Source organism: Caldanaerovirga acetigignens (genome assembly GCF_900142995.1).
Taxonomy (GTDB): Bacteria; Bacillota; Thermosediminibacteria; order Thermosediminibacterales; family Thermosediminibacteraceae; genus Fervidicola; species Fervidicola acetigignens.
This window is the reverse complement of the sequence record NZ_FRCR01000005.1, coordinates 87,127-111,810: the sequence shown is the minus strand read 5'-3', so window position 1 is coordinate 111,810 and position 24,684 is coordinate 87,127. Positions and strand designations below refer to the sequence as shown.

The following is a 24,684-nucleotide window of genomic DNA, read 5'->3' as shown; positions in this document are numbered from 1 at the left end:
ATTAAAGGGGGAGGTATGTAAAGATGGCAAAACAAATTAAATTCAATGAAGAAGCCAGAAGAGCCCTTTTGAGGGGTATCGATAAGCTTGCAAACACCGTAAAAGTGACGTTAGGGCCAAAAGGCCGCAATGTCGTCCTCGACAAGAAATTCGGGACCCCGACGATCACCAATGACGGCGTTACCATAGCGAGGGAAATCGAGCTGGAAGACCCCTTCGAGAACATGGGAGCTCAGCTTATAAAAGAAGTAGCCACCAAAACCCAGGATGTGGCAGGAGACGGTACGACCACCGCTACATTGCTGGCGCAGGCCATAATCCATGAAGGAATGAAGAATGTAGTCGCTGGTGCTAACCCGATGCTCATCAAGAGGGGTATCGAAAAGGCAGTAAAGGCTGTCGTAGAAGAGCTGAAGACTTTCAGCAAACCCGTAGAGACCAAAGAGGCCATTGCTCAGGTTGCGTCCATTTCTGCGGCTGACGAAGAAATCGGAAACCTGATTGCCGAGGCCATGGAAAAGGTCGGGAAAGACGGCGTAATCACTGTTGAAGAGTCCAAGACCATGGGAACCACCTTGGAAGTCGTTGAAGGTATGGAATTCGACAGGGGCTACATATCCCCGTACATGGTAACTGACCCGGAAAAGATGGAAGCTGTTTTGGGCGATCCATACATCCTCATCACCGACAAGAAGCTTTCCAATGTGCAGGACCTGCTGCCTATTCTTGAAAAAGTAGTCCAGTCCGGCGGAAAACTCCTCATCATAGCCGAAGATGTGGAAGGAGAAGCTCTGGCGACCTTAGTAGTGAACAAACTTCGCGGCACTTTATTGAGCGTAGCCGTGAAGGCCCCAGGATTCGGCGATCGCAGGAAGGCGATGCTCCAAGATATAGCAATACTCACCGGTGGCCAGGTCATTTCCGAAGAACTCGGCATCGACCTCAAGTCCGCAACCTTAGACATGCTCGGCAGAGCAAGACAGGTGAAAGTCAATAAAGAAAAGACCATTATAGTGGACGGTGCTGGCAGCAAGGAAGAAATCAAAAAGCGCATCAACTCCATCAAAGCTCAAATTGAAGAGACGACCTCCGACTTCGACAGGGAGAAACTGCAGGAACGCCTGGCGAAACTGGCTGGCGGCGTAGCGGTCATCAAGGTTGGTGCGGCTACCGAAACCGAGCTCAAAGAGAAGAAGCACCGCATCGAGGATGCGCTCTCTGCTACCAAAGCTGCGGTTGAAGAGGGTATTGTGCCCGGCGGCGGAACTGCATTCATCAACGCCTTGCCCGCACTCGACAAAGTCAACGCCGAAGGTGATGAGAAGATCGGCGTAGACATTATAAGAAGGGCCTTGGAGGAACCCGTAAGGCAGATTGCATACAACGCTGGCCTTGATGGTTCTGTGATCGTAGAAAAACTTAAGACCATGGAAAAAGGCATCGGTTTTGATGCACTCCGCGGAGAATTCGGTGACATGTTTAAGAAAGGCATCGTCGACCCGACGAAGGTAACCCGCTCTACGCTCCAAAACGCTGCAAGCCTTGCAGCCATGGTGCTCACCACCGAAGCCGTCGTGGCGGATATCCCCGAAAAAGAAAAGAACCAGCCTATGCCAAACCCTGACATGTATTAATCGAAAAAAAATCCCGCCGAAAATTTCGGCGGGATTTTTTTTTGCCTGTTGAAAAATTTAATCCGATGTTATATATTTTAAAGAGAAAACAAATGTTCGCAAAAATCGTGGCATAAAAATGAGTATGGCGACATATAGGTAGTATAAGGAGCTTTGTCCTATTTCGCGGTTTAAAACGTTCAGGGGGGAAAATAGATATGAATCCGGTGGTGTTCGAAATAAGGCGAAGGCTTGCAAAGGCACCTAGGCCTGCGTTCGTGGCGGCTTTGTTAAGGGATGACGGCACGGTTATCGACATTATACCGGCAATAGACAACAGGTCCATAGAAGCGGCAGCGAGAAGGCGAAGAGCCGGGAAAGCGGTTATAGTTGCGTTTCTTGAAAGCATATCGCAGGAAAAATTGAAGGAAATAGTTATGAGGTATAACGGCCTGATGCTGGAAACAGAATTCTATGCGATTGTACAGGATAGGCCGACATATTACACCGTGGCCTGGCTTAAAAAGAAAGCGGTGTGAAATGCCTTTATTTCCCAAGTCAGCCATGGCAATATGCAGTGGCTTATATCGGCTATGGCACCTTCACAGGACGATCTTCACTTCCAAAGTTTTTTTATCATACACCGGCACGCAGTCAATAACGTCAATTTGCAAACAGTAATCTATATCTTTTTCAAAGCCAAGGCCAAGAAGCCTTTTGTAGTGTGCTGCATGGGATATGAATGCTTTCAGGTTACTTTGGTATTTTAAGTAAAGGTCCCGGCAGGCGAAGGCCAGGTCCGAAAGCTCCGGTGGTTCTTTTTCCCTTTCTATGTTCCTTACCAGGATATCCACAATAAGGCCGGCACATGCGGAATCGTCGAGAGAAAATTCCCCCAGCGTCCCGGCGCAAACTATGGATACGCAGGGGGCTTCGCCGAGCAAGGCAAGCTTCAAGGCTTTTTCGGCTACTGCTGACGCGTTGAGAAAACAACCTATGAATACGTGCTCGGCGCTTTCGGAAGCCTTTATGGCCCTCGTTCCGTTGCTGGTAGTGAGGATGACCGTTTTGCCAGAAACCAGCTCTTTTTTGTATTCCAGGGGTGAATTTCCCAGGTCAAAGCCGGGAATCTTAACCGCGCCCCGCTCGCCGCCGAGGAGGACGTGACCTTCAAATTTCCTTGCTAGAATCAAAGCGTCATCCACAGAAGGCGCTGGGATGACCCTTTTTGCGCCGTTAAAAAGAGCTGTGGTTATGACGCTGGTAGCCCTGAGGACGTCTATTACTATTGCGGTTTTCCCGCTCAAATTTTTTACGCTGTCGCAGGTGGGATATACTTCAATTTGCATTCTTCTCTCCCCTTTGTGCAGAATTGCCCTTATTTTATTTATGTTTTATTAAATGCTTCCTCAACGGTTTTAAGAACAAACTCCGCATCTTTAATGGCCATTTCGACATATTCAGGCCCATACTCTTCGGTAGGGATGAAATCCTCGGCGCTGTAGAAGCTAAGTTCCTTTTCCTTGCGCAGGCGTTTCGAAATGCCTTTTATTTTTGTCGATAACAATTCTACCATTTCTTGGGCTTCCCGGACCATATCTGAATAAGGAGAAAAAATCTTCAACTCCGAGACTCATCTTTCCAATTTTTTTTGTTCACGAAAACCACCTTTTGGCCGGATTTCTTAAGGAAATTATATCAATCTTCATTTGACGCATCAACTTTTATGTTTTATAAATTGACAAACCTTTCGAAAAATGTTATATCTTTTAGTAAGGAAAATCGAATATAAGGGATACAGGTTCCGGCGAAATGCCGGCTAAGAGGGAAGTCCGGTGAAAATCCGGCGCGGTCCCGCCACTGTGATGGGGAGCCGCCTTATAGGATGCCACTGGGTGACCGGGAAGGCATAAGGCGGCGGTGAACCAGAGCCAGGAGACCTGCCTGTATCTTTTATACACTTACCTACGAGTGATAGGGGGTGTATAGAGGATGGATTTACACATAACCTCTTAACACTTCGTAGTTAAGAGGTTTTTTATTTTAAAAAATCTGAAAGGAGTTTTGAAAGTGAAAAAGACTGCTTCGTTCTTGACCTTGGTTATGCTTACCTTTTACCATGCCGAAGCTTATGCGATGCACATAATGGAAGGGTTTTTGCCCCTTTCATGGAGCGTCCTATGGTACGCTGTTTACATTCCGTTTTTGCTGGTTGGACTTTCATACATAAGAAAAAAGATCATGTCTAATGCTTCGGGCAAGGTGCTTCTGGGTTTTGCCGGGGCTTTTGCTTTCGTGCTCTCAGCCTTAAAACTGCCATCGGTTACGGGTAGCTGCTCCCATCCTACAGGTGTGGGCCTAGGGGCGATATTGTTCGGGCCCTTCCCGATGGCGGTAATAGGCGGCATAGTGCTGCTTTTCCAGGCTCTGCTCCTTGCCCACGGCGGGCTGAGCACCCTGGGGGCTAATTCTTTTTCTATGGCGGTGGCAGGTCCCTTTATTTCTTATTGGGTATATAGGGCGGCGAAGAGGGCGGGCCTTTCTCGAAATATCGCGGTATTTCTCGGAGCTTCTTTAGGGGACCTTGCAACTTACGCCGTTACTTCCTTACAATTGGCCCTGGCGTTTCCCGACAGGGTAGGAGGTTTTTTAGCTTCGTTTTTGAAATTTGCCGGGATCTTCGCAGTAACCCAGGTGCCCCTTGCAATAGCAGAAGGGATTGTAACGGTCGTTGCTCTGGATTTGCTTGAGCAGAGGGCAAAAGGTGCGGTGGAAAATATGATAAAAGGGGAGGGTCTTAATTGAAAGAAGGACGGCATTTGAGGCTTTTACTTGCCCTTATGGTCATCCTCTTGACATTGCTTTTTCTGTCATTTAAGCTTGACCTCGGATTTGAGGGCTCCGACGACAGGGCGATGGAGCTCATCTTAAATATTAATCCGGATTATACGCCTTGGCTTTCAAATCTATGGGAGCCCGAAAGCGACCTCATGGAGAAACTGCTCTTTGGATTTCAGGTAACGCTAGGACTTGTCCTCGGAATCTATTTTTATTTAAAACTGAAGGGAGCAGAAGATGTTTCTAGATAGATATGCTTACAACAATCGCTTAAAAGACGTAAACCCGCTTTATAAAATGGCTTTTGCCTTTTCGATGATGGTTCTGGGATTCGCTGGAGGGTTCTGGGTCCACCTTTTTATCTTTGCGATAATGGCGACTGCAGCGGTTTTTATAGCGGGGATAGACTTGAAGGGCTACGCAGGGCTGCTTTCAGGGGCAATGCTTTTTCTGCTGCCAGGAGCTTTTGTGGTATTCCTCTCTTCATATTCTCCAAGGGAAGCGGCTCTGCTTTGCAGCCGCTCCCTCGCGATGGTCTCGTGCTTTTATTTCCTTTGCCTTACTACTCCAGCCCTAGAAATAGTGGTGGCATTAAAAGGTCTGGGGGTGCCCCGGCTTTTTGTGGAGCTTGCTTTTTTGACTTACAGGCAGATTTTTACCTTGGCCGACTATGCGGGAATGATTTACAGCGCCCAGGCTGCAAGGCTCGGGTATATTAGTTTTGAATCTTCTCTTCGCTCCACGGGCCTTCTGGTCTCGGGACTTTTTACAAAGGCCATGGAAGGCTCCAATAAGCTTCAGATGGCGCTGGAGGCCAGGGGATATGACGGTGGAGAGCTGAAAGTCCTGGATATTCGTCCAAACGACAATAAGAAAGAAAATACCATTTTTGCAATGTGGGCTTCGATAATAGTCGTTTCGGCGATGATTCTCTCGGCTATTAACTCACTAGTAAAATGGGGAAAGGGATAAAATGGGAAAGTATTGGATGGAATTGATTGATGTCTACTACGCATATCCCGGCAGCGTTTGGGCTTTAAAAGGAGTAAACTTAAGGCTTGAAAAAGGGAAAAAAGTCGCCATATTAGGGCCGAACGGCGCGGGAAAGTCCACGCTGCTGTTTCACTTTATAGGTCTTTTGAAGCCCAAGAAAGGCGCTGTATATTACGAGGGTTCAAAGGTAGAGTATACAAAGGCTTTCTTGAAAACCTGGAGGCAAAAGGTGGGACTGGTCTTTCAGGACCCGGACGCCCAGATGTTTGCGGGAAGCGTATTTCAAGAGGTCTCCTTCGGGCCGATGAACCTCGGCCTCCAAGAAGATGAAGTGAGGAATAGGGTACTCAAAGCTCTTGAAACCATGGGAATAGATGAGCTGAAATATAGACCGGCGCATTTTTTAAGCTACGGACAAAAAAAGAAGGTCGCCATCGCCTCGGTTCTTGCGATGAACCCGGATGCGCTGGTGTTTGACGAACCGACGGCCTATTTAGACCCTAGGTCTTCGGCTGAACTGGTGGAAATGATGGAAAAATTATACCGCTTGGGAAAACAAATCGTAATATCGACCCATGACGTAGACCTGGCCTTTAGTTTTGCAGACTGGATAGTTGTAATGAAAGACGGCAAAGTCTTGGCGCAGGGAAACCCTTTAGAAATTTTTACCGACGATGAACTTATTGGAGAATCAGGTCTGGAAAAGCCCTTTATGGTAAAAATAGGCGATCTTCTTAAAAAGAGAGGACTGCTTAAAGGCTCTTTCCCCAGAGATTTTAAGCAGCTTGCCTCAATGCTCGAAAGCGACGGAGGGGATTGACTTGGCAAAAGGGTTCATGATTGCAGGAACCCATAGCGGTTCCGGCAAGACTACGCTGGCCCTCGGAATAATGGGAGCTTTTTCGGAAATGGGACAAGTGGCGGCCTTCAAGGTGGGGCCGGATTATATAGATACGGCTTATCACCGATTTGTAACAAAAACTCCATCGTACAACCTGGACATATTTATGCAGGGGGAAGAAAAACTCAGGGAATTGTATATAAAGAAATCAAAGGGCCGGTTTGTTTCGGTGGTAGAAGGGGTCATGGGACTTTTCGACGGCCTTGACGACACCGGCCATGCCAGCAGCGCCCACGTGGCAAAGGTCCTCGGGATTCCCGTGGTGTTGGTTGTGGATGCATCGGGAATGGCGAGGAGCATAAGCGCGATGGTAAAGGGTTACAAGGAATTCGACGAAGGCCTTAATGTTAAAGGGGTTATACTGAACAAGGTAAATAGCGAAAGCCACTATTTGCTCTTGAAACGGTGCCTGATGCAGGATTTGAAACTTCCGGCTTTAGGATACTTGCCGTACGACGAGGAGCTTTCCCTTCCGGAAAGACACCTGGGGCTTTTGCCCGTATGGGAAATGAGGAACCTGGAGGGGAAATTCCAAAAGCTATTTGAAAAAATAAAAAAATACATAGATCTGGAACAGCTTCTCGCAATGGTCTCCTGTGATGAAAATTTTGTATATCCCTGGGACAATATATCCTCCCGGGGAGTAGATCGGGTGAAAATCGGGGTTGCAATGGACGAAGCCTTCAACTTTTACTACCAGCAGAGCCTGGAGACCCTAGAATGTTTGGGGGCAGAACTTGTGTTTTTCAGCCCCCTTAAGGACCCTTTTCTTCCGGAGGGAATATCGGGGCTCATAATAGGAGGCGGTTTTCCTGAAGTTTTTGCTGAAAAGTTAAGCTCCAATAAAGAGATGATGAAATCCGTAAGGGAGGCATTCGAGGCCGGCATGCCGATTTACGCCGAATGCGGCGGATTGATGTACCTGGGCAGGAGCATAATAGACGGGGCAGGGAAAAGTTTTCCCATGGTTGGAGTGTTTGAGTTGGATTCGGTTATGACCGACGGACTTAAGCGTTTTGGATACGCCGAAGCTACGGTGGTTGATGAAACGGTTTTGGCCCCCGCTGGTGCTGTTGTAAAAGGCCATGAATTTCACTATTCCGAAGTTGTAAATGCAAAAGAAAAAACTTCCTACATCGTCAAAAAAAGAAGCAAAAGGACCTATAGATGCGGCTTTACGAAGAAAAATTGCCTTGGGACCTTTTTGCATCTGGATTTTTACGCAAACCCGGAGCTGGGAAGGCATTTTTTGGAAAAGTGTCGCCGCTTCAAGGAGGGAATTTTAAGATGAAGGCCTTACTTTTAATTGCCCACGGGAGCAGGGAAGGTAACTGCGCTCCTGTGATAAACAAGTTTATAAAAAAAGCGGAAAAATACGGGCGGTTTGAGCTGATCGATGCCGCTTATGTCCAATTCGAACGTCCTGCCATTAAAGATGTTGTAGATAAACTTGCTTCTTTGGGAGCGGATGAAATTTGGGCGGTGCCGGTGTTTTTGTTCGAAGGGGTTCACGTTAGGCACGACATACCTGAGCAGCTTAGGGAGGCGGCCTTTTACCATCCGGATATTCGAGTCGTGCTGACAAGGCCCATTGGTTACGACGAGAGAATTGTGGACATAATTTTCGATAGGCTCGATGGGGAAAAGATGGAAGTGAGGGATGGAAATTGGATTACCTGATAGAACCGATGGCGATAGAGAAAAAGAGCTTTGCGATAATTGAAAGGAGAATTAATAGAAAAATATTTTCCGAAGAAGAAATGGAAATTGCAAAGAGGGTGGTGCATGCTACCGCCGATTTTGAATTTGCTCGCTTGATGCGGTTCAATCGAAACGCAGTGGAGTCGGGTATCGAAGCCCTCAGGGCGGGATGGGATATCGTAACCGATACAAGGATGGCGAGAGCCGGGATAAGGAGGATTTTGGCGAGCAAATTCGGCTCCAGAGTGAAATGCTATTCGGTTTCGAAAAAAGCAAGGGAAATGGCAGAAGAAATGGGGATTACCAGGGCCATGGCGGGTATTATGATTGGTGCAGAAGAACCGAAAAATAGGATTTTCGTAATAGGAAATGCACCGACGGCCCTTTTTAAATTAAACGAGTTGATAAAAAAAGAGAAAATATCCCCTGCGTTGGTAGTGGGGGTACCCGTAGGTTTTGTCGGGGCGAAGGAGGCGAAGGAAGAGCTCCTCCAGCTTCCGGTGCCGAGCATCGCGGTTAAGGGATGCAAAGGAGGCACTCCCGTCGCTGTAGCGATAGTCAATGCGCTCCTTCTTCTTGCCGAGAGGCGGGATGGGGTTGAGTGACTACATTTTAAAAGACAAAAGAATGCTCAGGCTGGGTTATACCACCGGCTCATGTGCCGCGGCTTCGGCGAAAGCCGCCTCGTTGCTGCTTTTCACCGGAAGGGTGCCGGATTATGTGACGGTGGAAACCCCATCGGGAAAAACTTTAGAGATTAAAGTGGAGCAGAGCGAAAAAGGCGACGGTTGGGCAAAATGCGCTGTAAAAAAAGACGGAGGAGATGACCCGGATGTGACGCACGGCCTTTTGGTCTGGGCGAGGGTTGAAAAAAAGCTTTCCGGAGGCATAGAGATAGAGGCCGGCGAGGGCATAGGCGTCGTCACAAAACCCGGACTTTCGGTAAAACCGGGTGAGCCCGCCATAAACCCCAAGCCCAGGGAAATGATAGAAAGAGAGGTTTCAAAAGTCCTCCCCGAAGGGGAAGGCGTGAGAGTTGTAATAAGCATTCCAGGGGGAGAAAGGGTGGCCGAAAAGACCTTCAACCCCAGGCTGGGAATAATAGGAGGTCTTTCTATTCTTGGCACGACAGGAATCGTCACCCCGATGTCAACTGAAAGCCTGAAGGAAACGCTGGCTCTGGAGCTTTCGGTGCTTTCGGCAGAAGGCATAAAATCCTTCGCGCTCGTTCCCGGAAATTACGGGAGGGACTTTGCCAGGAAAATGGGATTTGAAGACGCATTTATAGTATCGTGCGGCAATTTCATAGGGTTTGCGCTGGATAAGGCTGTGGAGTACGGCTTTAAAAAAGTAAATATTATAGGTGAGATCGGAAAACTTATTAAGGTATCAGCGGGGATTTTCGACACGACAAACAGGATAGCCGACGCGAGGGCCGAAATTATTACGGCGTATGCAGCTCTCTTCGGCGTAGGGAAGGAGACATTAAAAAAACTCATGGACGTTGCCACTACGGCTGGGGCCTTGGATATTCTGGAAAAATATGGCGTCGACCTTAAAAATTTTTGCGGTTTTGTGGCGGAAAGGGTTTTGGAACGATGTGTCTGGTATACCCGGCAAAAAATAGGGATTTCCGTGCATCTTGTTTCCAGAGAAAGAGGACTTGTGGCAGTGGCGGGGGAGTGACCGGATGATAAGTGTAGTAGGGGTAGGCCCAGGCCACCTGGATTTTTTGACTTTTGCCGCCATAAAGAGGATAAAAGAGGCTGACCTGCTAATAGGGGCAAAGAGGCACCTGGAGCTGTTCCCGGACCTCCGGTGCGAAAAAATTGCATTCGATTCTAGAGTCGACCTGTGCGGGCTTTTGAAGAAAAAGGGGCGGATAGTAATCCTCGCCTCGGGCGACCCGGGAGTTTACGGAATTCTGGATGCTGTTTTAAAATGTGCCGATGAACGGGAGGTGGAGGTCCTGCCCGGAATAAGCGCTTTCCAGTATTTTATGGCAAAATTAAAACTTCCGGCAAAGGGAACGGCCGTATTGAGTATGCACGGGAGAAAGGTCGATATAGTGCCGGTGGTTAAAAAATACAAAGTGGTCGTGGTTTTTACCGATGGCGAGAACACGCCGCAGAAGATAGCCCAAACCCTCCTCTTGAACGAAATTACGGACAGGGTAATCCACGTGGGAGAAAACCTGTCGTATTCGGACGAAAGGCTGAAGAGTTTTACCGTAAGAGAGCTCGCATCGTGCCGCGACAAGTTTCAACTGAATTTGGTGGTGATAGAAAAATGTGGGAATACGGATTCGGAATACCCGATGACCTTTTTGTAAGAGGGGATGTCCCGATGACGAAAGAGGAAATCAGGGCGATTTCCCTTTCGAAATTGAGGCTTAAGAGGGATTCAGTTGTCTGGGACATAGGGGCGGGGACAGGGTCCATTTCGGTTGAAGCCGCGCTATTTTGCAAAGAGGGTGTGGTATATGCGGTGGAAAAGGACGAACAAGCGCTGAATCTCGTCGCGGAAAACGCGAGGAGATTCGGGCTTTCAAACCTGATACCCGTGCCGGGGGAGGCTCCTGAGGCGCTTTTAGACCTTCCGAGTCCCGACCGGATTTTCATAGGGGGGAGCAAGGGCAGGCTCGGAGATATCATAAGTTTCTCCTGCGAAAGGTTGAAGGAAGGAGGCAGGGTGGTGATAAACACCGTAACGGTGGAAAGCGCCTGTGAAGCCCTGAAAGCTCTGGAGTCTTCGGGTTTCAGCACGGAAATGGTGCTGCTTTACGTTTCCCGCGCAAAAAAAGTAAAGGACGTGCATATCTTAATATCCCAGAATCCGGTGTGCGTGATATCCGGCGATTTTAAAGGGAAAGGGGAAGGTGAATGAAAAAAGCTGCTGGGATTCTGTACGGAGTGGGCGTCGGCCCGGGAGACCCGGAACTCATTACCTTGAAAGCGGTAAGGGTCCTGCAGTCCGCAGATATGGTGGCGGCACCCGGCAAGGAAAAAAGTATAGCTTTGGAAATAGCAAAGCCCTACGTACGGGGGGATGTCATAGAGCTCAGGTTTCCGATGGGCCTTTCCGGTGCGGAAAGGGAAAGGGCTCTCGATGAAAACGAAAGGGTCTTGAGGGGATTTTTGAACGAGGGAAAAAAGATAGCCTTTATAACCTTGGGAGACCCCATGACGTACAGCACCTTTGCCTATATGGCCGAAAGGCTGAAGGACTTTCAGATAGAAATTGTCCCAGGGATAAATTCCTTTTCGGCGGCGGCCGCAAGGCTCAAACTATCCCTTGCCGAAGGGGACGAATCCCTGGCGGTGATTCCGGCCTCCAAGATGACCAGCTTGGATAAGGTCCTTGATGAATTTGAAAACGTAGTGGCCATAAAAATTTCGTCGCATTACGATGAGGTTCTGGAACTTTTCTCAAAAAAAGGGTTTTATTCTGCCCTCTCGGTAAGGTGCGGCCATGAAGGCGAAATCGCCACTTTCGAACCCGAAAGGTACAAGGGGCAAAAGGTTGACTACCTTTCGCTCCTCATAGGGAAGAAGGTGAAAAAGTGATATATTTTATCGGCGCAGGGCCGGGGGACCCGGAGCTGATTACCGTAAAAGGGAGGAAAATACTTTCTTCTTGCGACGTGGTGATTTACGCGGGTTCGCTGGTCAACCCCCTCGTTTTGAAGTACGCAAAAGGTAATGCCGGGATATACGACAGTTCCCGCATGGACTTGGATGAGATAGTAGAGGTGATGAAGGATGCCCACCAAAGGGGAATGGACGTCGCAAGACTTCACACCGGCGACCCGTCCCTTTACAGTGCGGTGAGGGAACAGGCTGTAAGGCTCGAAGAACTGGGGATCCCGTACGAGATAGTTCCCGGCGTCAGCTCCTTTTGCGCGGCATCTGCTGCGTTAAAAAGAGAGCTCACGGTGCCGGGAGTGAGCCAGACAGTAATAATTACCAGAATCCCCGGAAGGACTCCGGTGCCAGAAAACGAGGACTTGCAAAAGCTTTCGGCCCACAGAGCCACACTGGTGCTGTTTTTGAGCGCGGGCAACATGGAAGATGCTGTGGGGCGGATAATCGGCTCTTACGGCCCCGATGCGCCGGCGGCGGTGGTGTACAAGGCGAGCTGGGAAGACGAAAGGGTTGTGCGGGGAAAATTGAAAGACATCGCCGTCAAGGCAAAAAACGAAGGCATAGAAAAAACGGCCTTGTTGATTGTAGGAAACGCGCTCGGGGATAACTTTGAGCTTTCGAAACTTTATTCGCCCGATTTTTCCCACGGCTGTCGGGGTGCACGAAAATGAAGAGAGCTGTAATCGCAGTAACAGAAAGGGGCGGGAGTTTGGCCGCATTCATTGCAGAAAAGCTGAATGCGGACCTTTACCTCCCCGAAAAGTACGCAAAAGAAAAAGGCCTGGGCGAAAAAAAGGGCATATACCCGATAAGTGGGGAATTCGTGCCGTTCGTCGAGGGGATTTTTGACAGGTACCGGGCTTTGATTTTCGTTTCGGCAGTGGGTATAGCCGTGAGGGCAATCGCCGGAGCGGTAAAAAGTAAACTTCAAGACCCCGCGGTCGTGGTGGTTGACGAGGGTGGAAACTTTTGCGTGAGCCTGCTTTCGGGACATTTCGGAGGAGCCAACGAACTTGCGAAAGAAGTGGCGGGGTTGATAGGAGCCACACCGGTCATCACGACGGCCACGGATGTGGCGGGAATTAAAGCTCCCGATGACATGGCACGAAAGCTCAAGTTACACATAGAAAAGGCCGGGGACCTGAAGAAGGTAAATTCCTGCCTTTTGAGAGGAGAGAAGGTGGTTTGTGCGGTGGGGCCTGACTTTCCGAAAAAATTGATTGAAGACAACTTGTCCGTGCAAATTGTGGAATTGGATACTGTCCCCCGGGATGCAAAGGCGGCCGTTTTTGTCACCGATTATAAGATAGAGTCCCCAGGCATTCCTCACGTCGTCCTGAGGCCGAAAAGAATCGTTTTGGGAATCGGGTGCAAAAAGGGAGCGGATTTTCATAAGCTCAAATCTCTGATGGAAAGTTTTTTTCTGAAGCTGGGCCTTTCCGTTTCGGGTGTGGGGAAAATAGCGACGTTGGACATAAAAAAGGACGAAAAATGCATCCTTGAGCTTTCCGGATACCTGGGCGTTCCTGTCGATTTTTTCAGCGTCGGAGAATTAAAAAAATACGAATCTCTTTTCCCAGGGTCCTGTTTTGTGAAGGAAAAAATCGGCGTGGGAAGTGTCGCAAGACCTGCTGCCTTTATTTCGAGCTACAAAGGGGAGGAATTGGGATATATCAGCGGGGGAGGATTTACCCTTGCCGCGTACAGGAGGGTTTTTCATGAACTGGATTAAAGTGGTGGGAATCGGCCCCGGAATCATGGATGACCTGACTCCCAGAGCTTTAAGAGCCATCGTGGAAGCCAACGCCGTTGTGGGTTACGTCAAGTATTTGAAGTTCATCGACTCCCTCGTGAAAGGCAAAACGGTGGTGGCTTCCGGAATGAGAACGGAAGCCGAAAGATGCAAAAAAGCTATAGAACTTTATAAAAAAGGAATGAAAGTTAGCGTGATAAGCGGAGGAGACCCGGGGATTTACGGAATGGCCGGCCTCTTGCTGGAGCTTGCAGTGAAAGAAGGCTTAAGAGCCGAAATAGAAGTGGTACCGGGGATAACGGCTTTGAATTTTGCATCCTCTCTTCTGGGTGCCCCTATCATGCAGGACTTTGCGGCGATAAGCCTTTCAGACCACCTCACTCCCTGGCCGATAATCGAAAAGAGGCTCGATATGGCGGCGGCAGCGGATTTCGTGATTGCCCTTTACAATCCGGCAAGTTCCGAAAGGCCCGAAAACTTTAGAAAAGCCTGCGATGTTCTAATAAAGCACAAAAGAGCCGATACGCCGGTGGGAATAGTAAAAAATGCCTTAAGGGAAGGGGAGTGGGTGAAGCTGACAACTCTTTCCGAGGCCCCGGATTACCCCGTAGATATGAATACTATAATCATAGTGGGGTCTTCTTCCACGAAGGTGGTGGGCAACTGGATGATAACACCCAGGGGGTATAATATATGATACTGGTACTCGCAGGGACCGAGGAGGGGAGGAAACTTTCCGAAAACCTGTATAAAATGGGTCTTAATGTAATGGCCAGCGTCGTTTCCGAATACGGCAAAAGCCTTCTGGACCGCAATTTAAAGGCAAGGGCCGGTCCGCTGAACGAAGAGGAATTGAGCCAACTTATTGAAATACACGATATAAAAATATTAATTGACGCAACCCACCCCTTTGCCGCCGACATAAGCAGGAAGGCCATGAAGGTGTGCTCAGAAAAAAAAGTGAGGTACATCAGGTTTGAAAGGGAAAGCGCCGATCTGGACCTGCCGGGCGTGATAAGGGTTGATTCCTTCGAAGAGGCCAGGATGAAAGCGGAAGAATTCGAATCCATATTCCTCACTACGGGAAGCAGAAATCTTCACTTTTTTTCCGATTTAAAGAAAAAAGGGAAAAAGCTCAAAGTCCGGGTTCTTCCGAGCAGCGAAGTCATTAAAAAATGCGAAGAATTGGGCTTTTTGCCCGATGAAATAATAGCAGCCAAGGGCCCTTTCAGCGAAGAGATGAATTACATCATGTTCAGGGATTTTAAAGCAGAGGTAGTCGTGACAAAAGAAAGCGGGCCTACCGGAGGGGTGTTGGAGAAAATTAAAGCGTGCCGAAGGCTGAAGATACCGATTATCGTCGTTAGGCGGCCTTTTCTTCCATATCCTGTGGTGGTTCGAAACATAGAAGAACTTTTAAAGGAGATGGGACCTGAAATGGGATAGGCGAAATCTTCCTCGTAGGAGTGGACCACCGGGCGCCGGTGGAAGTTAGGGAAAAGGTAGCCGTAAGGAAGGATGATATAAAGGATTACCTTTTAAGGATAAAGGCGATTCCCGGTCTGAAAGAGGCGGTTTTGCTTTCTACTTGTAACAGGACTGAATTTTATGCGGTCGTGGGAGATGTGGCAAAACCCGGTGCAATGGAATTTTTTAAACTCTCGCGCGGAGATTACGAAGAAATTTCACGCTATATATACGTCCACGAAGGGGAAAAGGCAGTGAGGCATATTTTCAGGGTGGCCTGCGGATTAGAATCGATGGTCGTTGGAGAAGACCAGATTTTAGGGCAGGTAAAGGAGGCCTGGGAACGGTCTAAAGAATCGCAAAGCTCCGGCAAAATTTTAAACAGGCTTTTTCTTGATGCGGTGACCTTGGGTAAAAAGGTAAGGAGCGAAGTCAAAATATCGGACGTACCCCTTTCAGTGAGCTACATAGCTGTAAAATTTATAGAGGAATTTTTCGGAAGCCTTAAAGGGAAGAAGGTCTTCGTCCTGGGAACGGGCAAAACAGGCAGGATAACGATTAAAAACCTCATCCATAAAGGTGTAGAAGAAGTTTTCGTAACCAGCAGGACTTGGGAAAGAGCTTTAGCGCTGAAAGAGGAAATACCCGAAGTGAACCTGGTGCCTTACGAGGAAAAATACCGGGCTATGGCCCGTTGCCAGATTGTTATAAGCGCCAGCGGAGCACCGCACTATACTGTGGACCGGGAGAAATTTGCACAAATTTATACGGGAGGAGGCGTAGCTTTTTTGGACCTTTCCGTACCCCGGGATATAGACCCCGAAGTTGCCCGTTTGCCCAACGTCCAAATCTTTACTCTGGATGACCTCAAAAAAACCGCCGAGGAAAACCAAAAAAAGAGGCTTTACCTGGCTAAAAAAATCGAGGAAATGGTAGATAGTGCCGTAAAGGATTACCTGAATTGGTTGAAAACTCTTCAGGTGGTGCCGGTTATAAGGAAGGTTTCGGATTTTGCAAATACCGTATGCGCCGAAGAATTCGAAAATTTGACCCGCCGGCTGCAAAATGTGGACGACGAGGAAAAAAGGCAGATAAAGAGGGCCATGGAAAGGATTTGTTCAAAAATGACTGCAGTTTACCTGGAGACGATAAAACACCTGGCGCTCTTTGCTGGGGGTGATTTCGACGGCTAAATTGGTGCGGGTGGGCACAAGGCAAAGTGAGCTTGCCCTGATTCAGACGGAAATCATAATCGGAAAACTTTTAGAACATTTTCCCGACTGGAAATTCCAAGTCGTTAAAATAAAGACAAAAGGGGATAGGATGGAGAAAGCCGACCTCAAGGAAATTGGTGGGAAAGGCCTTTTCGTAAAGGAAATAGAAGAGGCTCTGCTTAGAGGAGAAATCGACTTTGCAGTCCACAGCATGAAAGATATGCCTTATGAAATACCGGAAGGCCTTGCCATAGCGGCAGTTTCGGAAAGAGAAGATCCCAGGGACGTTTTGATTTCGAAAAACAAAAAGACATTGAAAGAACTCGGTGCTCATTCAAAAATAGGCACTTCCAGTTTGAGGCGGCAGGTTCAGCTTAAAGCGCTCAGGCCCGACCTTGAGGTAATCCCGCTTCGAGGAAATATTGCCACAAGGCTGAGAAGGATGGACGAACTTGGTTTGGACGGCATAGTCCTTGCCGCGGCAGGCCTTAAGCGTTTGAAAATGGAAAGTCTTATCGCGGAGTATTTCTCCGTCTGCGAAATGGTGCCGGCCGCAGGGCAGGGAGCTCTTGCCGTGGAAACAAGAAAGGAAAGCGAATTCGAAAAGCTGTTAAAAAAGATAAATCACAAACCCACCGAAATTTCGATTTGCGCGGAGCGGGAATTCATGAAAGCCCTCGGCGGAAGCTGCAATTTTCCGATAGGAGCCTACGCCAGGATTGAAGGCGGTAAGATAGTTCTCACCGGCATGGTGGAGAAAAACGGAATGGTAAAAAAATCTACGACTTTCGGCGATATCGGAAATCCGAGAGAAGTGGGGGAAAATCTTGCAAAGTTGCTGGGTGATGAAGATGGCGGGTAAGGTTTATCTAGTGGGAGCTGGCCCTGGCGATGCGGGCCTCTTCACCTTAAGAGGGGCCGAATTGCTCAAAAAAGCCGACGTGGTCCTCTACGACCGGCTGGTAAACCCAGAGATTCTGAAATTCGCAAGAGAAGATGCCGAGCTCATAGATGTGGGGAAATCGCCGGGTGAAACCCCTGTGCCGCAGGATGAAATTAATAAACTTCTTTTCGAAAAAGCTAGAGAAAACCGCCTCGTGGTCAGGCTAAAAGGAGGCGACCCCTTCGTCTTTGGAAGGGGCAGCGAAGAGGCGCTCTATCTTGCGGAAAGGAAAATCCCTGTGGAAATCGTCCCTGGCATTACATCAGCCGTTGCAGTTCCGGCCTACGCCGGGATTCCCGCAACCTGCCGGGGGTTTTGCTCCTCTTTTCATGTCTTTGCGGGAAGCGAACATGTGGCGGATAAGTTCGACTGGAAATGCATCTCAAAGCTCGAAGGCACCCTGATTTTCCTGATGGGGGTGCAAAACATGGGCTACATTGTAAAAAACCTCATGGAGAACGGAAAGGACCCCAAGACCCCTTCTGCTGCGACGATGTGGGGAACTACCAGAAAGCAAAAAACGGTGGTAGCGGACCTTGAAAAAATAGAAGAAAAAGCCCGGAATGCGGGGATAGAAAACCCGGCGGTGCTCGTAGTCGGTGAAACCGTGAGTTTGAGGGAATATCTCAACTGGTTCGAGAAAAAGCCGCTTTTCGGCAAAAGGATTCTGGCTACGGGTAGTGGCGACGACTTTCCGCTTTTAAAAGAGTTGGGGGCCCAGGTCATCAGCTCCCCCACCATTAAAATAGTGTTTGATTTCGAGGAATCTAAAAAGGCCCTTGATAAAATGGTGGAAAAAGACCTCGTTATCTTTTCAAGTCCCAATGCGGTAAAGTCCGTAGTATCTGCCATGAGAAAAACAGGGTTTGATGTAAGAAACCTGGCGAGGGCGACTTTGGCCGCGGTGGGGAAAAAAACCGCAGAAATATTGAAGGAAAACCTGCTTTTTCCAGAAATCCTGCCTGAAAAATATACATCCGGGGACCTTTTAAAAGCAATTCCACCGGCGAAAAGAGGTGGAAAAGCCCTTGTGATTACCTCCGACATCGGCGGAAAAGAGCTAATAAAAGGGCTTGAGGAGTTAGGTTACGAAGCCGAAAAAATTGCCGCGTACAGAAATCTTCCCAATACCAGTGAAAAATGGAGGATTTTAAGAGAGGCCGAAATGGGATTTGACGCGGCGGTTTTTACAAGCCCTTCGACCTTTATGTACCTTGAACAATTGATAGAAGACCTCTCTTTTCTTAAGGGGAAAGCGATGATAGTTTCAATAGGACCCACTACGGCCAAAGCCATAGAAAAGAGAGGATTGAAAGTGGATTTGATGCCGGAGGAAAATACATTGGAAGGCATAGAAAAAGCCTTGCTGGAGCTATGGATGGGGAGGGAAAAAAGGTGCGGATTTTGAAAAGACCGAGAAGGCTCAGGATGTCGGAAGGTATCAGGGATATGGTAAGAGAAACCGAGCTTTCGGTAAAGGACTTAGTCTATCCTATATTCGTGGTGCCTGGCAAGGGTGTAATTCAGGAAGTGAAGTTAATGCCCGGGGTTTTTCGTTACTCTGCCGATATGCTTGCTCCAGTGGCGAAAGAGTTAAAGAGCCTGGGCATACCCGCGGTATTGCTTTTCGGCGTGCCAGAAAAAAAGGATTCCATGGCGAGCGAGGCATTCTCGAACGATGGAGCCGTGCAAAAAGCCATTGCCGCAATTAAGGAGGCAGAGCCTTCGCTTGTCGTTATCACCGATGTGTGCCTATGCGCTTACACCGACCACGGCCACTGCGGCCTGATAAAGGGTGGTGCGGTGGACAACGACTCCACTTTGGAGGTTCTATCGAAAGTGGCCCTTTCCCATGCCAGGGCCGGGGCCGACGTGGTGGCACCTTCAGACATGATGGATGGGCGGGTGCTGGCTATAAGGACCGCTTTGGACGAAAGTGGATATACCAATGTTTCCATAATGGCCTATAGCGCCAAGTACGCCTCGGCGTTTTACGGGCCTTTCAGGGAGGCGGCCGATTCCGCGCCGAGATTCGGGGACAGAAAGACTTACCAGATGGACCCCGCCAATTCAGACGAGGCTATAAGGGAAGTAGAGCTGGATATTGAAGAAGGGGCTGACATTGTGATGGTAAAGCCGGCCTTAGGGTACCTCGATATCATAAGGCGGGTGAAAAAGACATTTCCGGTGCCGGTTGCGGCCTACAGCGTAAGCGGCGAATACGCCATGATTAAGGCGGCGTCTGCGGCTGAGGCCATAGACGAAGAGAGGGCCGTTCTTGAGTTACTTACTTGCATAAAAAGGGCAGGAGCCGACATTATAATAACCTATTTTGCCAAGGATGTGGCAAGATGGCTCTTTACTTTCCTTTGATGATGAACCTGAAGGAGAAGAGGTGTGTTGTCGTAGGTGCCGGTGGTGTGGCCACAAGAAAGGTAAAGTCGCTGCTCGAGTGTGAGGCTCAAGTCGCGGTGGTTTCAAAGAGAGCCTGTTCGGACATAGTAAGGCTTGCACAAGAAGGGAAGATAAAATTAATAGAAAAAAGTTTTTCCCCTGAAGACCTCGACGGAGCCTTTTTGGTCTTTGTCGCTTCGGACGACCCGATTACCAACAGGCTGGCGGCCATGGAGGCTGTAAAGAGGGGCATTCCGGTGAATGTGGCAGACAGCCCCGAGCTTTCCACATTTTTAGTCCCGTCGTATTTTCGAAAAGGTCACCTAACCATCTCCGTTTCTACAGGAGGGAAAAGCCCGAGACTCGCAAGACGGCTGAAGGAATGGATTAAAAGTAATATACCTTCCGGTGTGGAAGAGCTTTTGTCAAAGCTTGAAAAGGAAAGGACCTTTGTAAAAAAATCGGGGCTTTCCATGGAGGAAAAGGTGAATTTTTACGATGAGATAATTGATAAAAGCGGAATTCTGAAAAAAAAGGGGGATATCGAAAATTGAAGTCGAGAAGTCTTTTCGAGAGAGCACGGGCCGTAATGCCCGGAGGAGTAAACAGCCCAGTCAGGGCTTTCCGGGTCGTGGGAATGGAGCCGGTTTTTATAAAAAGAGGTTACGGCAGCAGGATATGGGACGAGGACGGCAACGAATACATAGACTATGTTCTCTCCTGGGGGCCCCTGATACTGGGCCATTCTCATCCCGAAGTGGTCGAGGCCATAAAGAATCAGGTGGAGAAAGGCACGAGCTTCGGTGCGTGCACCCAAATGGAAGTGCTCCTTGCAGAAGAGATTGTAAGAAGCATTCCCTCGGTAGAGGTAGTGCGCCTTGTGAATTCCGGCACAGAGGCAACCATGAGCGCTATCCGGTTGGCAAGGGGCTACACTAAGAGGAAATACATCGTAAAATTTGCGGGCTGCTATCACGGCCACTCCGACGGCCTCCTGATAAAGGGAGGGTCTGGGCTTGTAACTTTTGGCGTTCCCGATTCGGCTGGGGTGCCTGAAGAAATTGCGGGCCTTACCATTGTAGCGCCTTACAACGACGAGGAGAAAGTAGCCGAAATTTTTGCCAAAAAAGGCGATGAAATAGCGGCTGTTATAGTGGAGCCGGTGGCGGGCAATATGGGAGTAGTGCCGCCAAAGGAAGGCTTTTTAGAAACTTTAAGGGAAATTACAAAAAAGTACGGGGCCTTATTGATATTCGATGAGGTGATAACGGGGTACAGGCTGTCTTTTTCTGGTGCACAGGGTTATTACGGCATAGAGCCGGACCTCACGACCCTCGGGAAAATCATAGGTGGTGGGCTGCCGGTGGGTGCTTACGGCGGCAGGGAGGAGATAATGAGGCTGGTTTCCCCCGAAGGGCCGGTGTACCAGGCGGGGACCCTTTCAGGGAATCCCCTCGCCACCGCAGCCGGATACGCCACTTTAAAGGTGCTTTCAGAAAATCCCGGGATTTACGATAAAATGGAAAGGCTCTCTGAAAAACTTTGCCGGGGGCTGAAGGACATTATGGAAAGGGCAAAAATACCCGTCTTTATAAACAGGGCAGGGAGCATGCTGACGATGTTTTTTACCGGCGAAGAGGTCAAGGATTACGATTCGGCGTTAAAGGCAGACACCACGATGTACGCCGCCTTTTTCAGGGAAATGCTAAAAAAGGGGGTGTACCTGCCGCCCTCCCAGTTTGAGGCCGTTTTTTTGAGCGCCGCCCACACCGAAGAGGACGTAGAAAGGACTTTGGAGGCCGCGGAGAGCGCCGCAGGAATCCTGGGAAAATTATAGGACTTGCAATAAATCCGCCTTTCTTTCATAGATTTTCATTAGGTAAATTGTAGTTTTGAAAGGAGGGCGGACCGTGTTCTATGACAGAGACTGGCATTCTGAAAAAGGAAAAATACCTCCGTACATGCCCGATAATCCAAGAGATGAAGAAAGACATGCTCTCTTGTGGCATTCGTTAAAAGAAGGGGGCCGCCCCGAGGATATAGATGAAGTAATAAAGGCCCTTTCACCTCCGCCCGATGTTACCACCATTGCACCGCCCGGCTGCTTTAAAGGGATGAGAGTCGGTATAATCGGAGGAGGACAAGCGGGACTTGCCGCAGCCTTTGAGCTCAGAAAGTTAGGTTTTGACATCACGGTTTTCGAGGCATTGAAAAGAATCGGCGGACGCTTTTACACCTATTATTTTGACGAAGAAGAAAGGTATTACGGCGAACTCGGGGCCATGAGGTTTCCTGTTTCCCACGAGACCACCTGGCATTATATTAATCTATTCGGACTCAATACCCGGCCCTTCGTCCAGAACAACCAAAATGCCTTATTGTATATAAAGGGCGAGAGAGTGAGAAACGACCCGAAAGGCAGAAACGTTGTGAAAAGGATATATCCGAGATTTAACCTATCTCTGAATGAAAGGAGCACTCTACCTGCAGAACTTCTGTTTTGCGCCCTCGAAAAGCCTCTTTTGAAGATGCCAGAAAGGATAAGACCAGAGATTGTTACGATAAGAGAAGCATATAGCCCCGAGATACTCTGCCTTGACCGCTACAGTGTAAGGGGCATTCTCCATGAGGCGGGCCTGAGCGAGGACGCCATAAGCCTTTTAGGGAGTCTTTCGCCCTTCGTAGGTTCCTTCCTCTATTACAACTACATGGAAATCCTTCAGGAAACGTACCCTTACGATTTCGTTTTCCTTTACGAAATAGTGGGAGGTGCGGTAAGGCTTCCCAGGGCTTTTTACAGGTCCCTTATGGACGAAAGCCCTTTTGAATATAAGGGTATCCCCAAGAACCTTCTGGGAAAGGTCTCCATAAAGCGCGGTGCTTACGTGGACGGGATATTCGGCCAGAGGCCCGACGGCAGGGTCACAGTAAGGTATAAAATTGGGGACACCGGGGACCACCTGCAGGAAGATTTCGACTTCGTTGTGTGCGCCCTTCCGTTTTCCACCTTGAGAAAGGCCAAAATAGACCCGCTTTTTTCCACGAGAAAAATGCAGGCAATACGGGAATTGGGCTACGCCCAGGCTCAAAAAAGCCTCCTCTTTTGTAGATTCCGGTTCTGGGAAAAGGGTGGACCCGAGGAGCGGATAATAGGCGGCGGAAGCTACACGGACCTTTTGATATCCCAGATTTGGTATCCATCCGATCATGCACGGTTGGTAAAAGCCGGAGAATACACCAAGTGGGATTTTCGCCCCGGCGTTTCTCCCGAGGAGCCGGGGGTGCTGCTTGCCTCGTATAACTTCACGCAGGATGCGGTAAGACTGGGCAATTTGCCGGAAGACATGGCTTTCGACACCGTCAAAAGGCAGGTGGAAGAGGTCCATGGTCTTCCTTTAGGCTATCTTGATAACGTAGCCATCGAGTTTGTGAGGGTTAATTGGGACGACGAACCGGCGCACCTCGGGGCTTTTTCGTATTACCTCCCTGAGCAAAAGAGGATATTCTCCTATGCCGTGTCCATCCCGGAATACAAAGGCCGGGTTTACTTCGCGGGGGAACATGTTTCCGGTACCCATTCCTGGGCGAACGGTGCTTTTAAAACTGCAATGCAGGCTGCCCTCGATATAGCAAAAGCCGCTTATAAAATTTAAATTTTTTTAATTTACAATGTATATACATCTAGACTTATATACCAAATAATGATATATTAAAAGTGGAGGGATTTTAATGTCGGTAAAAAAAGGGCCCATTCCAGCCTATTTCAGGCTAAAGAGAATAATAATGGACGATATAAAAAACCTGAGGATGAAGCCCGGGGACCCGCTGCCTTCGGAGAGGGAATACTGCGAGCGCTTCGGGCTCAGCAGAATGACGGTGAGGCAGGCTTTAAAGGAACTTGAGCACGAGGGAGTCATAGTGAGGGAAAGGGGGAGGGGGAGCTTCGTCGCAATTCCCCCGATAGAGCAGGAAGGCATAATGAGCTTTACCGAAATGGTCAAAGCAAGAGGCATGATACCTGAAACTAAAGTGTTGGAATTCAAAAGAATCCCTGCGGGGGAACTGGGGGATTTGCTCGAGATCGAGCCGAAAGAAGAAATATATAAGATAACCCGGCTGAGGAAAGCGAGCGGCGTACCGGTGGCGGTGGAAACGGTGTTCATCCCTGTGCTTTTAGTGCCCGGAATCGAGTCCGTCGACCTTTCCGGTTCGCTCTTTTCGACGTTGAGCGAACGCTACGGCATTGAGATCAGGAAATCGAAGACCAGTTTTTCTGCTATTTTTTCAACGCCGGAACTAAAAGAGCTGCTAATGCTGCGGGGGACAGAGCCTCTTTTAAAGGTGGAGAGCCTGAACTTTCAAGCAAAGCCGGTTTTTTACGAAATCTCGTACTACCGTTCGGACCAGTTCAAAATAACGGTAAATATCAACAGGTAGGGGGGATTTGAGGATGAAATTGATTATAGCAAAAGATTACGAAGAAATGAGCAAAAAGGCCGCGCAAATAATAGCGGAGGAAATAAAGAAAAAGCCGAATCTCGTGCTCGGCCTTGCGACGGGCGCAACGCCGGTGGGAACGTACCGGGAACTTGTGAAGATGTACAAAAACGGCGAGGTTGACTTTTCCCGGGTAATAACCTTCAACCTCGACGAATACCTGGGCCTTTCTCCCGATGACGAACGCAGCTATCATTACTACATGTACTCCAATTTCTTCAACCACGTCAACGTAAAGCCGGAGAACATACACATACCGAACGGTGTTGCAGAGGACATAGATGAAGAATGCCGTCGCTACGACGAAGCTATAGAAAAGGCCGGGGGTATAGACCTTCAGCTCTTGGGAATAGGCGTCAACGGCCACATCGGGTTCAACGAGCCGGGGGATGAGCTTTTGACGGCCACCCATGTCACCAATCTCGCGCCCGACACTATTAAGGCCAACGCCCGGTTTTTTGAAAGCATAGACGAAGTCCCGAAGAAGGCCATAACCGTGGGACTCGGGACCATAATGAAGGCAAAGAAGATAATTCTCCTTGCAAGCGGAAGGGAAAAGGCAAAAATAATGGCGGAGCTTTTGGATGAGGACGCCGTTTCGACGAAAGTACCGGCCTCGTTTTTGCTACTGCACCGGGACGTCACCATCATAATGGATGAAGAGGCCGCAAAAGTCTACTGCGGGAAAAAGGGCGGCGCACCGGGCACTGTCGGAAGGTAGGTGAA

28 protein-coding genes and 1 riboswitch are annotated in these 24,684 nt (G+C 48.9%); of the genes, 26 read left to right on the top strand and 2 right to left on the bottom strand.

Annotated features, from left to right (window positions below; translation table 11 throughout):
• The first annotated feature begins 23 nt into the window (after positions 1–23).
• Together groL and BUB66_RS05325 are read left to right on the top strand one after the other, a co-directional pair.
• Complete coding sequence (gene groL, locus BUB66_RS05330; RefSeq protein ID WP_073255777.1) at positions 24–1,634, top strand: chaperonin GroEL; 1,611 nt, start codon at positions 24–26, stop codon at positions 1,632–1,634.
• Positions 1,635–1,831: 197 nt separating this feature from the next.
• Positions 1,832–2,152 carry a hypothetical protein gene (locus BUB66_RS05325; RefSeq protein ID WP_073255775.1) on the top strand — a complete coding sequence of 107 codons (321 nt, stop codon included), beginning with the start codon at positions 1,832–1,834 and terminating at the stop codon, positions 2,150–2,152.
• A 63-nt stretch (positions 2,153–2,215) separates the two neighbouring features.
• On the opposite strand, the gene BUB66_RS05320 is transcribed toward BUB66_RS05325, so the two are convergent.
• Together BUB66_RS05320 and BUB66_RS11895 are read right to left on the bottom strand one after the other, a co-directional pair.
• Positions 2,216–2,962, bottom strand: a complete 747-nt coding sequence (locus BUB66_RS05320) for a 2-phosphosulfolactate phosphatase (protein ID WP_073255772.1) — start codon at positions 2,960–2,962, stop codon at positions 2,216–2,218.
• Between the two features lie 38 nt (positions 2,963–3,000).
• Positions 3,001–3,189, bottom strand: a complete 189-nt coding sequence (locus BUB66_RS11895; protein WP_198409372.1) for a hypothetical protein — start codon at positions 3,187–3,189, stop codon at positions 3,001–3,003.
• 206 nt (positions 3,190–3,395) lie between these two features.
• A riboswitch (cobalamin riboswitch) is annotated at positions 3,396–3,575 on the top strand.
• Positions 3,576–3,716: 141 nt separating this feature from the next.
• Here BUB66_RS11895 and BUB66_RS05310 point away from each other — a divergent pair.
• From BUB66_RS05310 to nagB, 24 genes are all read left to right on the top strand, one after another.
• Positions 3,717–4,418, top strand: coding sequence for an energy-coupling factor ABC transporter permease (locus BUB66_RS05310; protein ID WP_073255980.1), 702 nt, complete (start codon positions 3,717–3,719; stop codon positions 4,416–4,418).
• Positions 4,415–4,702, top strand: coding sequence for an energy-coupling factor ABC transporter substrate-binding protein (locus BUB66_RS05305; RefSeq protein ID WP_084098809.1), 288 nt, complete (start codon positions 4,415–4,417; stop codon positions 4,700–4,702). The genes BUB66_RS05310 and BUB66_RS05305 overlap by 4 nt, the downstream gene beginning before the upstream one ends.
• Positions 4,689–5,423: a cobalt ECF transporter T component CbiQ gene (gene cbiQ, locus BUB66_RS05300; protein ID WP_073255769.1), complete on the top strand. Its 735-nt coding sequence runs from the start codon at positions 4,689–4,691 to the stop codon at positions 5,421–5,423. The genes BUB66_RS05305 and cbiQ overlap by 14 nt, the downstream gene beginning before the upstream one ends.
• A 16-nt stretch (positions 5,424–5,439) precedes the next feature.
• Positions 5,440–6,264 (top strand): energy-coupling factor ABC transporter ATP-binding protein, encoded by an 825-nt coding sequence (locus tag BUB66_RS05295; RefSeq protein ID WP_244269758.1) that lies wholly within the window; start codon positions 5,440–5,442, stop codon positions 6,262–6,264.
• A 1-nt stretch (position 6,265) separates the two neighbouring features.
• Positions 6,266–7,636: a cobyrinic acid a,c-diamide synthase CobB gene (locus BUB66_RS05290; protein WP_073255763.1), complete on the top strand. Its 1,371-nt coding sequence runs from the start codon at positions 6,266–6,268 to the stop codon at positions 7,634–7,636.
• Positions 7,633–8,025: a sirohydrochlorin chelatase gene (locus BUB66_RS05285; protein ID WP_073255760.1), complete on the top strand. Its 393-nt coding sequence runs from the start codon at positions 7,633–7,635 to the stop codon at positions 8,023–8,025. The genes BUB66_RS05290 and BUB66_RS05285 overlap by 4 nt, the downstream gene beginning before the upstream one ends.
• On the top strand, positions 8,013–8,651 hold the full coding sequence (locus tag BUB66_RS05280; RefSeq protein ID WP_073255757.1) for a precorrin-8X methylmutase: 639 nt from the start codon (positions 8,013–8,015) through the stop codon (positions 8,649–8,651). The genes BUB66_RS05285 and BUB66_RS05280 overlap by 13 nt, the downstream gene beginning before the upstream one ends.
• Complete coding sequence (gene cbiD / locus BUB66_RS05275; RefSeq protein ID WP_143156221.1) at positions 8,644–9,732, top strand: cobalt-precorrin-5B (C(1))-methyltransferase CbiD; 1,089 nt, start codon at positions 8,644–8,646, stop codon at positions 9,730–9,732. The genes BUB66_RS05280 and cbiD overlap by 8 nt, the downstream gene beginning before the upstream one ends.
• Before the next feature lie 4 nt (positions 9,733–9,736).
• Positions 9,737–10,378, top strand: coding sequence for a precorrin-6y C5,15-methyltransferase (decarboxylating) subunit CbiE (gene cbiE / locus BUB66_RS05270; protein ID WP_073255751.1), 642 nt, complete (start codon positions 9,737–9,739; stop codon positions 10,376–10,378).
• Positions 10,336–10,932 (top strand): precorrin-6Y C5,15-methyltransferase (decarboxylating) subunit CbiT, encoded by a 597-nt coding sequence (gene cbiT / locus BUB66_RS05265; protein WP_073255748.1) that lies wholly within the window; start codon positions 10,336–10,338, stop codon positions 10,930–10,932. The genes cbiE and cbiT overlap by 43 nt, the downstream gene beginning before the upstream one ends.
• On the top strand, positions 10,929–11,612 hold the full coding sequence (gene cobI, locus BUB66_RS05260) for a precorrin-2 C(20)-methyltransferase (protein WP_073255745.1): 684 nt from the start codon (positions 10,929–10,931) through the stop codon (positions 11,610–11,612). The genes cbiT and cobI overlap by 4 nt, the downstream gene beginning before the upstream one ends.
• The gene (gene cobM, locus BUB66_RS05255; RefSeq protein WP_073255742.1) at positions 11,609–12,361 is read left to right on the top strand and encodes a precorrin-4 C(11)-methyltransferase; all 753 of its coding nucleotides are present in this window, start codon (positions 11,609–11,611) and stop codon (positions 12,359–12,361) included. Before cobI ends, cobM begins: the two co-directional genes overlap by 4 nt.
• Positions 12,358–13,422, top strand: a complete 1,065-nt coding sequence (locus tag BUB66_RS05250; protein ID WP_143156220.1) for a cobalt-precorrin 5A hydrolase — start codon at positions 12,358–12,360, stop codon at positions 13,420–13,422. Before cobM ends, BUB66_RS05250 begins: the two co-directional genes overlap by 4 nt.
• The gene (cobJ, locus tag BUB66_RS05245; RefSeq protein WP_073255739.1) at positions 13,409–14,140 is read left to right on the top strand and encodes a precorrin-3B C(17)-methyltransferase; all 732 of its coding nucleotides are present in this window, start codon (positions 13,409–13,411) and stop codon (positions 14,138–14,140) included. Before BUB66_RS05250 ends, cobJ begins: the two co-directional genes overlap by 14 nt.
• The gene (cobK, locus tag BUB66_RS05240) at positions 14,137–14,889 is read left to right on the top strand and encodes a precorrin-6A reductase (RefSeq protein WP_073255736.1); all 753 of its coding nucleotides are present in this window, start codon (positions 14,137–14,139) and stop codon (positions 14,887–14,889) included. The genes cobJ and cobK overlap by 4 nt, the downstream gene beginning before the upstream one ends.
• Complete coding sequence (gene hemA / locus BUB66_RS05235) at positions 14,886–16,103, top strand: glutamyl-tRNA reductase (protein WP_084098805.1); 1,218 nt, start codon at positions 14,886–14,888, stop codon at positions 16,101–16,103. Before cobK ends, hemA begins: the two co-directional genes overlap by 4 nt.
• 10 nt (positions 16,104–16,113) lie before the next feature.
• Positions 16,114–16,986 (top strand): hydroxymethylbilane synthase, encoded by an 873-nt coding sequence (gene hemC / locus BUB66_RS05230; RefSeq protein ID WP_244269757.1) that lies wholly within the window; start codon positions 16,114–16,116, stop codon positions 16,984–16,986.
• Positions 16,952–18,475 carry a uroporphyrinogen-III C-methyltransferase gene (gene cobA / locus BUB66_RS05225; protein ID WP_244269756.1) on the top strand — a complete coding sequence of 508 codons (1,524 nt, stop codon included), beginning with the start codon at positions 16,952–16,954 and terminating at the stop codon, positions 18,473–18,475. The genes hemC and cobA overlap by 35 nt, the downstream gene beginning before the upstream one ends.
• Complete coding sequence (gene hemB / locus BUB66_RS05220) at positions 18,463–19,440, top strand: porphobilinogen synthase (RefSeq protein WP_073255727.1); 978 nt, start codon at positions 18,463–18,465, stop codon at positions 19,438–19,440. Before cobA ends, hemB begins: the two co-directional genes overlap by 13 nt.
• Positions 19,419–20,015, top strand: coding sequence for a precorrin-2 dehydrogenase/sirohydrochlorin ferrochelatase family protein (locus BUB66_RS05215; protein WP_073255724.1), 597 nt, complete (start codon positions 19,419–19,421; stop codon positions 20,013–20,015). Before hemB ends, BUB66_RS05215 begins: the two co-directional genes overlap by 22 nt.
• 35 nt (positions 20,016–20,050) lie before the next feature.
• Positions 20,051–21,298 carry a glutamate-1-semialdehyde 2,1-aminomutase gene (hemL, locus tag BUB66_RS05210; protein ID WP_073255974.1) on the top strand — a complete coding sequence of 416 codons (1,248 nt, stop codon included), beginning with the start codon at positions 20,051–20,053 and terminating at the stop codon, positions 21,296–21,298.
• A 73-nt stretch (positions 21,299–21,371) separates the two neighbouring features.
• A complete protein-coding gene (locus BUB66_RS05205) occupies positions 21,372–23,114 on the top strand; it encodes a flavin monoamine oxidase family protein (protein WP_244269755.1) in 1,743 nt (580 codons plus the stop codon).
• Positions 23,115–23,190: 76 nt separating this feature from the next.
• Entirely contained in the window at positions 23,191–23,898 is a 708-nt protein-coding gene (locus BUB66_RS05200; protein WP_073255721.1) for a GntR family transcriptional regulator, read from the top strand.
• 13 nt (positions 23,899–23,911) lie between these two features.
• On the top strand, positions 23,912–24,679 hold the full coding sequence (gene nagB, locus BUB66_RS05195; protein ID WP_073255717.1) for a glucosamine-6-phosphate deaminase: 768 nt from the start codon (positions 23,912–23,914) through the stop codon (positions 24,677–24,679).
• Positions 24,680–24,684 lie beyond the last annotated feature (5 nt).